The sequence below is a fragment of the Bacillus salipaludis genome, from assembly GCF_030938565.1.
In the GTDB taxonomy this organism is placed as follows: Bacteria; Bacillota; Bacilli; order Bacillales; family Cytobacillaceae; genus Neobacillus; species Neobacillus salipaludis_A.
This window is the reverse complement of sequence record NZ_JAVGVR010000001.1, coordinates 5,363,732-5,375,537: the sequence shown is the minus strand read 5'-3', so window position 1 is coordinate 5,375,537 and position 11,806 is coordinate 5,363,732. Positions and strand designations below refer to the sequence as shown.

The following is an 11,806-nucleotide window of genomic DNA, read 5'->3' as shown; positions in this document are numbered from 1 at the left end:
ATTTTAGAAAGCAAAGGAGAGATTTACGATGACGGTAACACGTGGACTTGAGGGGATTGTAGCAACAACTTCCTCCATCAGCTCAATTATCGATGACACACTAACTTACGTAGGTTATGACATTGATGATTTAGCAAAAAATGCTAGCTTTGAAGAAGTTATTTATTTGTTGTGGCATCGTCAGCTGCCGACAGCAGAGCAATTGAAAGAACTTAAAAAAGAACTTTCTGAAAATGCAGCACTTCCTCAAGAAGTAATCGAACATTTCAAAATGTATCCTATTCAAAAGGTACATCCAATGGCAGCGCTCCGCTCAGCCGTTTCTCTATTAGGGTTATATGATGACGAAGCCGATGTAATGAATGAAGAAGCAAACTATAAAAAAGCGGTTCGTCTGCAAGCAAAGATGCCTACAATTGTAGCAACATTTGCGAGGGTTAGAAAAGGTCTAGAACCTGTTGCACCAAAAAAGGATTTAAGCTTTGCAGCTAATTTTCTTTACATGTTAACAGGAAATGAGCCTAAGCCTATTGCCGTGGAAGCAATTAATAAAGCACTTGTCTTACATGCAGACCATGAATTAAATGCCTCTACCTTTACTGCACGTGTTTGTGTGGCTACATTATCAGATGTTTACTCCGGAGTTACAGCTGCAATCGGAGCATTAAAAGGTCCGCTTCACGGTGGAGCTAATGAAGCTGTTATGAAGATGCTTACTGATATTGGTACAATTGAAAATGTTGAACCATATATTCGCGGCAAGCTGGAGAAAAAAGAAAAAATCATGGGCTTTGGTCACAGAGTATACCGCCAAGGAGACCCTCGTGCAAAGCACTTAAGAGAAATGTCAAAGAAATTAACAGAACTTACCGGCGAACCATTCTGGTATGACATGTCTGTTAAAATTGAAGGCATTGTTACCGGCGAAAAGAAATTACCGCCAAATGTTGACTTCTATTCAGCATCTGTATATCACAGCCTTGGTATTGATCATGATTTATTCACACCAATCTTTGCTGTCAGCCGTGTTTCAGGATGGCTTGCTCATATTCTAGAGCAATATGAAAACAACCGCTTAATTCGTCCGCGCGCTGAATATACTGGTCCTGGAATGCAAAAATACATTCCAATTGAACAAAGAGGATAATTTTTATTTTACTTTTTGCTCAAAAATTGATGTAATAGTATTGTATGAAAAGGTTAGAGGTAACTCTCTAACCTTTGATTAAGTCGTGGAATACGGGTTATGAAACTTTAATCCGACAGTTATACATAATAGGAGGAGAACATCTATGCAAGGCGAAAAAATTACTGTAAAAGATGGCGTATTAAATGTTCCAAACAATCCAATTATCCCGTTTATCGAAGGAGACGGTACTGGTCCTGATATTTGGGCAGCTTCGTATCGCGTATTAGATGCAGCGGTAGAAAAAGCCTATAAGGGTGAACGCAAACTTGTCTGGAAAGAAGTTTTAGCAGGGGAGAAAGCATTCAATCAAACAGGGGAATGGCTTCCTTCAGAAACTCTTGATGTAATCAATGAATACTTAATTGCGATTAAAGGCCCATTAACAACTCCTGTTGGCGGTGGAATTCGTTCATTAAACGTTGCACTTCGTCAAGAATTAGATTTATTTGTATGCTTACGTCCAGTAAGATGGTTTGAAGGGGTTCCTTCACCGGTTAAACGTCCTCAAGATACAGACATGGTTATTTTCCGTGAAAATACTGAGGATATCTATGCTGGTATTGAATATGAAAAAGGTTCAGATGCAGTTAAAAAAGTGATTGAATTCCTTCAAAATGAAATGGGCGTTAAGAAAATCAGGTTCCCTGAAACTTCAGGTATTGGAATTAAGCCTATTTCTGAAGAAGGAACCAAACGTCTTGTTCGTGCAGCCCTTAACTATACCATTAAAGAGGGACGTAAATCTCTTACAATTGTGCACAAAGGTAATATCATGAAATTTACTGAAGGCGCATTTAAAAACTGGGGCTATGAAGTGGCTGAAAAAGAATTCGGCGATAAAGTCTTCACTTGGAATCAATATGACCGCATTAAAGCTGAACAAGGCACTGATGCTGCAAATAAAGCACAGGCTGATGCTGAAGCAGCAGGTAAAATTATTGTAAAAGATGCAATTGCGGATATCTTCTTACAACAAATCCTTACTCGCCCTAAAGAATTTGATGTTGTTGCGACAATGAACTTAAATGGTGATTATATCTCCGATGCGCTTGCAGCACAAGTCGGCGGAATTGGTATTGCACCAGGAGCAAATATTAACTATGTAACAGGACACGCTATCTTCGAAGCAACTCATGGAACTGCACCAAAGTATGCAGGTCTTGATAAAGTAAATCCTTCATCTGTTATCCTGTCAGGTGTTCTTATGTTAGAACATTTAGGCTGGAATGAAGCTGCCAATTTGATCACGAAATCAATGGAAAAATCTATTGCTTCTAAAGTTGTAACATATGATTTTGCCCGTTTAATGGACGGAGCAACAGAAGTGAAAACTTCAGAATTTGCCGATGAGCTAATCAAAAATATGGAATAAGTTTATTTCCTTCAGGGCTGTTTTTAAAACAGCTCCTGAAAGGTTATGCATTTTAGATTTAATACTTTTTTAAAAAAGGGGAGAGTCAAAATGTCTTTAAAACGTAAAAAGGTTTCTGTAATCGGCGGAGGTTTCACTGGTGCAACTACTGCATTCTTACTTGCACAAAAAGAACTTGCAGATGTAGTTTTAGTTGATATTCCTCAAATGGAAAATCCAACTAAAGGAAAAGCATTAGACATGCTTGAAGCAAGTCCTGTTCAAGGCTTTGATGCGAACATCACAGGTACTTCTAATTACGAAGATACGGCTGATTCTGATATCGTTGTTATTACAGCCGGTATTGCCCGTAAACCAGGCATGAGCCGTGATGATTTAGTTCAAACAAACCAAAAAGTAATGAAAAGTGTAACACAGGAGATTGTTAAGTATTCACCAAACTGTACAATTGTAGTTTTAACCAACCCAGTTGATGCAATGACCTACACTGTTTTTAAAGAATCTGGCTTTCCTAAAAATCGCGTAATCGGCCAATCAGGAGTTCTTGATACAGCTCGTTTCCGTACGTTCGTTGCCCAAGAATTAAACCTATCTGTCAAAGATATTACAGGTTTTGTTCTAGGCGGACATGGGGATGACATGGTACCGCTTGTTCGTTATTCCTATGCAGGCGGTATACCTCTTGAAACATTAATACCGAAAGATCGCTTAGAAGCAATTGTTGAACGTACAAGAAAAGGCGGCGGAGAAATCGTTAACCTTCTTGGAAACGGCAGCGCATACTATGCTCCTGCAGCATCTTTAGTGGAAATGTCTGAAGCAATTCTGAAAGACCAACGCCGCGTCATTCCTTCCATTGCATATCTTGAAGGTGAATTTGGATATGATGGAATCTACCTTGGCGTACCAACTATCCTTGGTGCAAATGGAATTGAAAAAGTTATCGAACTTGAATTAACTGCTGACGAAAAAGCAGCATTAGATAAATCCGCTGAATCGGTACGCAATGTTATGGGTGTACTAGCTTAATAAATTTGTGAATTCGGGGTTTATGCCCCGAATTTTTTTCGAATTGGATTGAAACCGTTTACATAAGGGGGAGATTAAATGCTTTTAGGGAAAAAGAGAAAACTGGGCCGGAAAATTAAAGAAATGACCGTTGGAGAAAAATTATCGCTAACCGAAAAAATTGAAGATAAAGACCTTTTACTCTATTTAGGATTAACAGATGATGCCAATCCCCTTTATATTCAACATGACTATGCATCACAAACACCATTTAAAAAACCAATTGTCCCGGCTATTATGCTGACAGGAATCCTCACTTCCGCTATTTCGAAGTATTTACCGGGTCCTGGAAGTCGCATTCTGAGTCAGGAAATTGAGTTTCCAAAACCGGTTTACCATTATGGAACCGTTCATTTTTTATTTGAGGTAATCGAAGTAAATCAACCCGATCATTTCGTCATGATTCAAGTATTGGGTCACAATGAAATTAATGAAGTGGTCATCCAAGGAAAAGTAAAGGTATGTCCGCCATACCCGCTCGAAGGTTTGGATGGACAGGCATTGGAAAATTTTTAATACGAACAGTTAAGGGAATGTAGTCTGCACATTCCTTTTTTCATTTTACCGAGGTTAAAGGTTATTGGAGAAATTTTTTAAGGTTTATATTATAATAAAAATTGGAAACTTGGATAGGACAATAAAATAGGGGCAAATTTATATAAAAGCGGAGGATTCTATGAAAAATAAAGTACTTGTTGTGGATGATGAGCAATCAATCGTAACCTTGCTTCAATATAATTTTGAACAGGCTGGTTTTGAGTGTCTTACAGCAATGGATGGTGAAGAGGGAAAAAGATTAGCTGAAACAGAGTCACCTGATATCATCATTTTAGACCTTATGCTACCAAAACTAGATGGAATGGATGTTTGCAAACAGCTTCGCCAAAACAAAGTCATGACCCCTATTCTAATGTTAACAGCAAAAGATGATGAATTTGATAAAATATTGGGCCTTGAATTGGGTGCAGATGACTATATGATTAAGCCATTCAGCCCAAGAGAAGTAATTGCTCGAGTGAAAGCAATTCTAAGAAGAACACAAGTACAGCCCGAACTTAATGAAAATACAAAAGATATCGAGCAACTTGTAATCGGGGATTTAAAAATTTATTCAGAAAAACATGAAGCTTATTTTCGAGGGGAACGATTAGAGCTAACATTAAAGGAATTTGAACTTTTGCTGCATCTTGCACAAAATAGTGGAAGGGTTTTAACCCGGGACCAATTATTAAGTGCTGTCTGGAATTATGATTTTGCCGGAGATACAAGGATTGTCGATGTCCATATATCGCATTTAAGGGAAAAAATTGAAGATGATACCAAGAAGCCAATCTATATCAAAACCATTCGCGGACTGGGGTATAAAATGGAGGGGCCAAAAGGAGAATGATAAATTTTCGTAAAAGGCTTCTAATTGCACTAATTGCTACCATAGTGATTGTCTTAACTGGATTAGGAATAATGCTTAGTCAGTTATTGAAAGGTTATTATTCTAATTCATTTTACCAACTAAAACAGGAATATGGACAATATGGGTGGATTTTATTATTTAGCCTGGGAATTATCTTACTTATCATTCTTTTTCTTGGATATTTGATTACAGCAAGATACACGAAACCGATTGAAGCCGCGACACAAGTGGCAATGGAACTTGCTAAAGGAAATTATCGAGCAAGGACTACTGTGGGTGGATTTAACGAAACAGGAATGCTTAACCAGTCGATAAACATTTTGGCAAAAAACATTGAAGAAATGGTCAAATCTAAGGAAATGCAGCAGGATCGGTTGACGGCTCTGATTGAAAATATTGGGGCAGGCTTAATTTTAATTGACAGCCGTGGATTTATAAATTTGATAAATCGTGGCTATAGTGAAATATTTCATGTGGATCCTGCAGATTATTTGTTTAAACGTTATTTTGAAGTGATGGACCATGAAGAAATCTGTAATTTAGTTACAGAGGTTTTCAGAACTGAGCAAAAGATTAGAAAACAAATGTTGCTTCCATTATTTATTGAAAGAAAGTACTTTGATGTTTACGGGGTGCCAATCATTGGGAAAAACAATGCTTGGAAAGGCATCTTGCTAGCTTTTCATGATATAACAGAAATAAAAAAGCTTGAGCAAATGCGTAAGGATTTTGTTGCAAATGTTTCGCATGAATTAAAAACACCGGTCACATCAATCAAAGGATTCACTGAAACACTTTTAGATGGGGCGATGAACAATCAAGAAACATTGGAAGCTTTCCTCTCGATTATTTTAAAGGAAAGTGACAGGCTGCAAACGCTGATTCAGGATTTATTGGACTTGTCAAAAATTGAACAGCAAGGATTTAAATTGGCTTTGCAAGAAGTAGATTTGACATTATTACTTAATGAAGTGATCACAATGTTGAGTGGAAAAGCACAAGAAAAGAAAATGAACATTGATTTTTATCCAAACCAGGAACAGGTATTGATTAAAGGCGATTTGGATCGATTAAAACAAGTGTTTATTAATTTGATTGCAAATGCGATTACCTATACACCTCCTGAAGGAGAGGTAAAGGTCATATTACTTGAACATGGAAAGAATGTTCGAATTCATGTGAAAGATTCTGGAGTGGGAATTGAAAAGGATGAAATTCCTCGAATATTTGAGCGCTTTTACCGTGTAGACCGGGCTCGAAGCAGGAATTCCGGCGGAACTGGTCTAGGTTTAGCCATCGTAAAGCATTTAGTTGAGGCTCACCATGGAACAATTAGTGTAAGAAGTAGTGTAGGCGAAGGCAGTGAATTTATTATCGAATTTAGTAAATAGTGAAAGTAACCTTGGATTGGTTGGTGTAATAAATTTACATAAACTTAATAGTTTCTATATATTTAGTTAACATTGTCGTTATATGATAATTGTACAAGCCCCCAATCCAAGGGAACCAAAGAAAAGGTGAAAGTTACCCCGCTTTCACCTTTTCTTTTTTTTGCGTACTCAACGTTATTTTCTTTTCTTTTTCCAGTCATGATAGAATAAGAAAAGGAAATTATGTTTTTATAAAGATATATACATAATCGTTTATAAATGTAATATGAGGAGGTTCCTGATGGATCAGAAAAAGCTAGTATTAATAGACGGGAATAGTATTGCCTACCGGGCATTTTTTGCGTTGCCGCTGCTGAATAATGATAAAGGAATTCATACAAATGCAGTTTATGGTTTTACCATGATGCTGATGAAGATTATTGAAGATGAACAACCGACCCATATCTTAGTTGCCTTTGATGCAGGAAAAACGACCTTTCGTCACAAAACGTTTGAGGAATATAAGGGTGGCAGGCAAAAAACACCTCCAGAATTATCAGAGCAATTTCCGTTTATCCGTGAACTGTTAGATGCCTATGGGATTTCACGTTATGAACTCAACAATTATGAGGCAGATGATATTATCGGCACTCTCTCACTAAATGCTGAAGAGAATGGTTATGATGTAAAAGTGATCTCCGGAGATAAGGATTTAACACAGCTATCCTCGAATAACATTACAGTCGGAATTACCCGAAAAGGGATTACAGATATTGAAGAATATACTCCAGAGCATATTCAAGAAAAATACGGTCTTACTCCTGGGCAAATTATCGATATGAAGGGTTTAATGGGAGATTCATCTGACAATATCCCGGGGGTACCGGGAGTCGGTGAAAAAACGGCAATTAAATTACTTAAGGAATTTTCGACACTGGAAAATCTTCTGGATTCCATCGGGCAAGTCAGCGGTAAAAAACTGCAGGAAAAGCTCGAAGAATTTAAAGGCCAAGCGTTAATGAGCAAAGAGTTAGCAACGATTGAAAGAAAGGCTCCAGTCGAAATAAAACTAGATGAAATTTCCTATGAAGGGTTTACCAGAGAAAAAGTGGTGGCATTTTTTAAAGAATTAGGCTTTAATTCATTGCTGGATAAACTCGGAGAGTCTGAAGTAGGTGAAGTTCAGGACGATTTGGAAGAGATCGAGTTTCAGATTCCGGAAGAAATCACTGCGGATTTATTTGCCGATCATAATTATTTCTATGTGGAAATGCTCGATGACAATTACCATTATGCTGACATTATCGGTTTTTCACTGGTAAATGAAAACGGGAATTTTTATTTTCCAACGGAATTGGCAATAAAATCAGAGGAATTTAAAAAATGGGCTGAAGACGAAAATAAAACGAAAACGGTATATGATGCAAAACGTTCAGAGGTTTCTTTAAGAAGATATGGAATTCATTTAAAAGGTGTCGATTTTGATACTTTGATTGCTTCTTACATCATCAACCCGACTGAAAGCATTGAAGATCTTGCATCCATTGCAAAAAGAAATGATGTTCATAATATTCAATCTGATGAAGCCTTTTATGGAAAAGGAGCCAAACGGAAAATTCCCGATACCCAGCTGCTTGCGGATCATTTAGTAAGAAAAAGCTTGGCAATGTCTGTTTTAAAGGAAAAACTGGAACATGATTTAATACAAAATGAACAATATGAATTGTTCACTGATCTTGAGATGCCGTTATCGCTTATTTTAGCAGATATGGAGGCATGTGGGATAAAGGTGGACAGCGAGCGGCTGCAGTTGATGGGGCAGGAGATTAACGACCGTTTAATCGACATCGAAAAGGTCATCCATGAATTAGCAGGTGAGAAGTTTAACATTAATTCGCCTAAACAACTAGGGATTATCCTATTTGAGAAATTGGGTCTGCCTTCATTCAAGAAAACGAAAACGGGATATTCAACTTCTGCTGATGTATTAGAAAAACTGGCGCCTGATCATGAAATCATTGAATATATTCTTCTTTACAGGCAATTAGGTAAGTTGCAGTCAACCTATATTGAAGGGTTACTTAAGGTCATTAATCCTGAAAATAGTAAGGTCCATACAAGATTTCAACAAACTTTAACTGCGACAGGAAGACTAAGTTCTATTGATCCGAACCTGCAAAACATTCCAATTCGTTTGGAAGAAGGACGAAAAATTCGGCAGGCCTTCGTTCCATCCGAAAAAGACTGGGTGATTTTTGCTGCGGATTATTCGCAGATTGAATTGCGTGTCTTAGCGGATATTGCCGGTGATGCCAAACTGATTCAAGCCTTTAAAGAAGACCTGGATATTCATACGAAAACCGCGATGGAAGTATTCCATGTCAGTGCGGAGGAGGTCACCTCTAATATGAGACGTCAGGCAAAGGCCGTAAATTTTGGAATTGTTTATGGAATCAGCGATTATGGTTTATCACAGGGATTAGGTATTACCCGTAAAGAGGCAGGAAATTTTATTGAACGTTATCTTAACAGCTATCCGGGTGTCAAAGATTATATGGATGATATCATTAAACTGGCAAAACAAAAGGGATATGTTACGACATTATTGCAGCGCAGAAGATATATCCCGGAAATCACCAGCCGTAATTTTAATATTCGCAGCTTTGCGGAAAGAACGGCGATGAACACCCCGATTCAAGGGAGTGCGGCTGATATTATTAAAAAAGCCATGATTGAGATGGATGCAGCACTGAAAGGGCACAACTTAAAAACAAGGCTATTGCTTCAGGTCCATGATGAATTGATCTTCGAGGCACCACAGGATGAGATTGAAATTTTAAAAACGTTGGTACCGGAAGTAATGGAACATGCACTGGAATTGAAGGTGCCATTAAAAGTAGACTATGCATATGGGCCAACCTGGTTTGATGCCAAGTAAAATGAGGTGAATTTGAATGCCTGAACTTCCAGAAGTCGAAACGGTGCGAAAAACGTTAAAAAATTTAGTTCTTCATAAGAAAATTAAAGATATCATAGTCCATTGGCCGAAAATCATAAAAAATCCCGTAGAAATCGAGCAATTCATTGATGCCCTAAAAGGGGAAACCATTTTGGATGTGGGGAGGAGAGGGAAATTTTTAATCCTATATACCGACCATTATGCGCTTGTTTCCCATTTAAGGATGGAAGGAAAATACGGACTCTATCCTAAAAATGAGCCTTATGATAAGCATACCCATGTGATTTTTCATTTTACCGATGAAACCGATTTAAGGTATCGTGATGTTCGTAAATTTGGAACAATGCATTTATATAAAAAAGGGGAAGAATTTTTCCGGCCGCCATTATTTGATCTTGGACCAGAGCCCTTTGATGATACCTTTACAAGAGATTATTTAAGCGAGATGTTAAAAAAGACAACAAGGAAAGTAAAACCGGCACTTTTAGATCAAAAGGTCCTCGTTGGGCTTGGAAATATATATGTAGATGAAGCCCTTTTCCGGGCAGGGATTCATCCGGAACGGATTGCGAATACATTGACTGAGGAAGAAACCACAAATCTTCATCGAGAAATTATTCATACATTAAGTGAAGCAGTGAAAAAGGGCGGAAGTACGATACGTTCTTATGTCAACTCTCAAGGAGAGATTGGCATGTTTCAGCTTGAATTATATGCCTATGGACGCAAGGGCGAAGCATGTAAACGATGCGGTACACCGCTTGAAAAAATAACGGTCGGCGGCCGTGGAACACATTTTTGTCCAAGCTGCCAAAAGATTTAATCATGATGTAAAAGCCGGTTTAAAGGCACACATAGGATAGGCTCCTTCCATATACTATCGTAGTGATTGACAGGAAGGAGCCCTAAATCAATGGTTCAATTGTTCTCACTTCTCTTGCTAGCTCTTGCTCTTAGTCTCGACAGCTTTAGTGTTGGATTTACCTATGGATTAAGAAAAATGGTCATGCCGGTTAAATCAGTTCTTATCATTGCTAGCTGTGCGGGATTATCTTTATTACTCGCTGTGTCAATCGGACATGGTCTTGCAAAAATATTATCACCAAGTATAACGGCAGGGCTTGGGGGATTCATCCTTATTGCTTTGGGTGCAGGAGTCATTTATCAATATTTTCGGCCGGAAAAAGAGAAAGAAGTTCAAAAACAAGAAAAAACAATTGTAAATTTTGAAATTCGCTCTCTCGGTTTAGCCATAAATATTTTGAAAAAACCAATGTCTGCCGATTTTGACCAATCTGGTACCATTACAGGAATTGAGGCATTAGCGCTGGGGTTTGCGTTGTCATTAGACTCTTTTGGCGCAGGAATTGGGGCTGCTATGCTTGGGTTTTCCCCTTACTATTTGGCGATAGCGGTAGCGATTATGAGCCCATCCTTTGTCGTTTTTGGAATTAAAATTGGAACATTCTTTCACAAATATGAATGGATTCAGAAATTTACCTTCTTACCGGGGGTCATGTTAATCTTAATTGGAATATGGAAATTATGATACGAAAAGCGGAAGCGACTTGTTCAGCCCCAGCAGCTGCTTGCGGGCCTGACAGTGAAGTCGTTTTTTGACTTCATTGGCAGGACCGAAGCGTCCTCGAGGGGCTAGGCGCTGGAGCTAGTTAATTCTTGTAGTCAAATGAATAATTTTTGTTAGATAGAAAGGATCAGAGCATGTCACTCGTTATTGGATTAACAGGCGGAATCGCCAGTGGAAAAAGCACGGTATCCAATATGTTTAAGGAAATGGATATCACCGTTATTGATGCAGATATCGAAGCACGCCTTGCAGTGGAAAAAGGTGAGCCTGCCTATAACAAAATTATTGAATCCTTCGGCAGCGATATTTTACTTCCGAATGAAGAAATTGATCGTCAAAAATTAGGTTCGATTATTTTTCACCATAAAGACAAGAGACAGCTCTTAAATGAGATTGTTCATCCCGAAGTACGAAAACGAATGAGACAACAAATGGAAGCGGCCATTTCGAATCAAGAAAAAATCGTCGTTCTCGATATCCCATTATTATTCGAGAGCAAGCTAACCTATATGGTCCAAAAAACAATTCTTGTTTATGTAGAACGTGAGGTTCAGCTCCAGAGGTTGATGGAGAGAAATCAGCTTTCGAAGGATGAAGCGGAGGCTAGAATCCATTCACAAATGCCGCTTGCAGAAAAAGTAAAACTGGCGGATGCCGTCCTCAATAATAATGGCACCCTAATAGAAACAAAAAAACAACTCCTTGAAGTTTTAGATAAATGGGGAGAAAATCTATAATGTATAACCTATTTGAGAAGGGATTTCCCTTCTCTTTTTTTATTGGAATCGCTAGTTTTTAGCGTTAAATCAAGGGATTTTCACCTGGGTGAATTATCTGAAAAATAAAACA

At 38.1% G+C, this 11,806-nt stretch carries 10 protein-coding genes; all 10 read left to right on the top strand.

Annotation, left to right across the window (positions count from 1 at the left end; translation table 11 throughout):
- Nucleotides 1-28 precede the first annotated feature (28 nt).
- The 10 genes from citZ to coaE all read left to right on the top strand — a co-directional run bounded on the left by citZ (nt 29) and on the right by coaE (nt 11,694).
- Nucleotides 29-1,147, top strand: a complete 1,119-nt coding sequence (gene citZ / locus RCG21_RS26780) for a citrate synthase (protein WP_026572215.1) — start codon at nt 29-31, stop codon at nt 1,145-1,147.
- Between the two features lie 145 nt (nt 1,148-1,292).
- Nucleotides 1,293-2,561 (top strand): NADP-dependent isocitrate dehydrogenase, encoded by a 1,269-nt coding sequence (gene icd, locus RCG21_RS26775; RefSeq protein WP_133334355.1) that lies wholly within the window; start codon nt 1,293-1,295, stop codon nt 2,559-2,561.
- Nucleotides 2,562-2,651: 90 nt separating this feature from the next.
- Entirely contained in the window at nt 2,652-3,590 is a 939-nt protein-coding gene (gene mdh / locus RCG21_RS26770; RefSeq protein WP_133334356.1) for a malate dehydrogenase, read from the top strand.
- Between the two features lie 78 nt (nt 3,591-3,668).
- On the top strand, nt 3,669-4,145 hold the full coding sequence (locus RCG21_RS26765) for a MaoC/PaaZ C-terminal domain-containing protein (RefSeq protein ID WP_133334357.1): 477 nt from the start codon (nt 3,669-3,671) through the stop codon (nt 4,143-4,145).
- Nucleotides 4,146-4,305: 160 nt separating this feature from the next.
- Nucleotides 4,306-5,019, top strand: a complete 714-nt coding sequence (locus tag RCG21_RS26760; protein WP_133334358.1) for a response regulator transcription factor — start codon at nt 4,306-4,308, stop codon at nt 5,017-5,019.
- Complete coding sequence (gene pnpS / locus RCG21_RS26755; RefSeq protein ID WP_133334359.1) at nt 5,016-6,431, top strand: two-component system histidine kinase PnpS; 1,416 nt, start codon at nt 5,016-5,018, stop codon at nt 6,429-6,431. Before RCG21_RS26760 ends, pnpS begins: the two co-directional genes overlap by 4 nt.
- Nucleotides 6,432-6,711: 280 nt before the next feature.
- Complete coding sequence (gene polA / locus RCG21_RS26750; protein WP_308913939.1) at nt 6,712-9,348, top strand: DNA polymerase I; 2,637 nt, start codon at nt 6,712-6,714, stop codon at nt 9,346-9,348.
- A 16-nt stretch (nt 9,349-9,364) separates the two neighbouring features.
- Nucleotides 9,365-10,192 (top strand): DNA-formamidopyrimidine glycosylase, encoded by an 828-nt coding sequence (gene mutM, locus RCG21_RS26745; protein ID WP_133334361.1) that lies wholly within the window; start codon nt 9,365-9,367, stop codon nt 10,190-10,192.
- A gap of 90 nt (nt 10,193-10,282) precedes the next feature.
- Nucleotides 10,283-10,918, top strand: coding sequence for a sporulation membrane protein YtaF (ytaF, locus tag RCG21_RS26740; RefSeq protein WP_133334362.1), 636 nt, complete (start codon nt 10,283-10,285; stop codon nt 10,916-10,918).
- Between the two features lie 173 nt (nt 10,919-11,091).
- Nucleotides 11,092-11,694 carry a dephospho-CoA kinase gene (coaE, locus tag RCG21_RS26735; RefSeq protein WP_133334363.1) on the top strand — a complete coding sequence of 201 codons (603 nt, stop codon included), beginning with the start codon at nt 11,092-11,094 and terminating at the stop codon, nt 11,692-11,694.
- Nucleotides 11,695-11,806 lie beyond the last annotated feature (112 nt).

Excerpts from the sequence above, each read along its gene's own strand:
- coaE (WP_133334363.1), top strand. The coding sequence starts at position 11,092 with ATGTCACTCGTTATTGGATTAACAGGCGGAATCGCCAGTGGAAAAAGC.
- mdh (WP_133334356.1), top strand. The coding sequence starts at position 2,652 with ATGTCTTTAAAACGTAAAAAGGTTTCTGTAATCGGCGGAGGTTTCACT.
- ytaF (WP_133334362.1), top strand. The coding sequence starts at position 10,283 with ATGGTTCAATTGTTCTCACTTCTCTTGCTAGCTCTTGCTCTTAGTCTC.
- RCG21_RS26765 (WP_133334357.1), top strand. The coding sequence starts at position 3,669 with ATGCTTTTAGGGAAAAAGAGAAAACTGGGCCGGAAAATTAAAGAAATG.
- polA (WP_308913939.1), top strand. The coding sequence starts at position 6,712 with ATGGATCAGAAAAAGCTAGTATTAATAGACGGGAATAGTATTGCCTAC.
- pnpS (WP_133334359.1), top strand. The coding sequence starts at position 5,016 with ATGATAAATTTTCGTAAAAGGCTTCTAATTGCACTAATTGCTACCATA.
- citZ (WP_026572215.1), top strand. The coding sequence starts at position 29 with ATGACGGTAACACGTGGACTTGAGGGGATTGTAGCAACAACTTCCTCC.
- mutM (WP_133334361.1), top strand. The coding sequence starts at position 9,365 with ATGCCTGAACTTCCAGAAGTCGAAACGGTGCGAAAAACGTTAAAAAAT.
- icd (WP_133334355.1), top strand. The coding sequence starts at position 1,293 with ATGCAAGGCGAAAAAATTACTGTAAAAGATGGCGTATTAAATGTTCCA.
- RCG21_RS26760 (WP_133334358.1), top strand. The coding sequence starts at position 4,306 with ATGAAAAATAAAGTACTTGTTGTGGATGATGAGCAATCAATCGTAACC.